We start from the raw sequence: 1280 nt of genomic DNA, 5'->3' as shown, positions 1-1280 counted from the left end.
CTCAACGGACGACCACGCCAAACCCTCGACTGGCAGAATCCAGCCGAGGTACTCCACAAACACCTAGTCGCAACAGCCGCTTGAAACCGCCGGCGCCGGAACACCGCGCCTTCAGAAAGCCGAGTCGATCACCCGCGGGGGCGGTCCCGGGCGGCGGATGATCACCGACGGGGCGGCCGGTCAGAAGGCGGAGATGTCCTGGGCCCGCTCGCTGCGGCTGAGCGCGCTGATCAGTGCGGACTGGCCACGGCGGCGCACTGCCAGTCGGACCAGCAGGTCGCGTACCGGGTCGAAGACGTCCGCCGGGAACTCCGGCGTAGGGACGCCGATGCTCACCGCGAGGTCGTCGGAGTGGACCACGATCTCGAGCTGACGGGTGAGCAGGAAGTCGCCGCGCCGCAGCGCCCAGCCCTGCCACGGGATCGGCACGACCTCACGGGCGGCACCCCGGGAGAGCAGGTCGCCGACCTCCGCCAAGGCCCGGGCGGAACGGGCGTGCAGCTCGGCCGGCCCGCGTGCGGCGTCGGCCTCGTCGGAGCCGGAGGCGACCGTGCTCTTGTCCGGAGACCCCTCGGAGACCCACGCGGCCCGCCCGTAATGGTTGTCGGCCGCCTCCAACACCGGCAGGTCGGTCGGCGTCGGCAGTAGCTCCGCCGCCCGGACCGCCTGACGTCCCAGGTGGCACGCGAGGCCACCCACGGACAGGTGCGGCAGCGCACTCGGGTCTGACCACCGCTCGGTCACCTCGGGACGTCGGATCAGGTCCAGTGCGATCGAGGCGGCGACCGGAAAGCTGGCATCCAGGGCGTCGACAGGGCGAGACATCCGCACATTCTGACAGCCCCGACCGACATCCACCGAGCTGTACGGCCCCGGCCCGACGGCCCGACGGTCAGGCGGCCAGGTGGTCAGGCGGCCCGACGGTCAGGCGGCCCGACGGCCCGACACTGAGCGGTGCGGCCGGCGTCCAGCGGCGAGCTACCCGGCCGGCGCCCGCGCGCACCGCGCCCGGCACCGCAGCCCATCAGCCCAGCGCTGAGCGGTGCGCTGCGCTCCTCAGCGCATGATCGACTCGGCCTTCAGGAAGTCGGGGAGTCCCCAGCACCAGGACAACCCGATTTCAAGAAAGCCGAGTCGATCAACCGCAAGTCGGGGGGTCCCCAGCACCGGGACGCCCCGACTTCAAGAAAACCGAGTCGATCAACCCCGCCCGAACCCGGCCGGTCCTGCTCGAGGCCGGCCCCGCTCGAGCCCGGCCGGCCCCGCCCGAGCCGCGCTCG

1 protein-coding gene is annotated in these 1280 nt (G+C 72.4%); it reads right to left on the bottom strand.

Annotated features, from left to right (window positions below):
- Positions 1-180: 180 nt before the first annotated feature.
- Positions 181-825 (bottom strand): maleylpyruvate isomerase N-terminal domain-containing protein, encoded by a 645-nt coding sequence (locus AB0C19_RS19365; RefSeq protein WP_357187030.1) that lies wholly within the window; start codon positions 823-825, stop codon positions 181-183.
- Positions 826-1280: the final 455 nt, after the last annotated feature.

The organism is Micromonospora sp. NPDC048842 (genome assembly GCF_040649935.1).
GTDB lineage: Bacteria > Actinomycetota > Actinomycetes > Mycobacteriales > Micromonosporaceae > Micromonospora > Micromonospora hortensis.
This window is presented reverse-complemented; position numbering and strand designations above follow the sequence as displayed.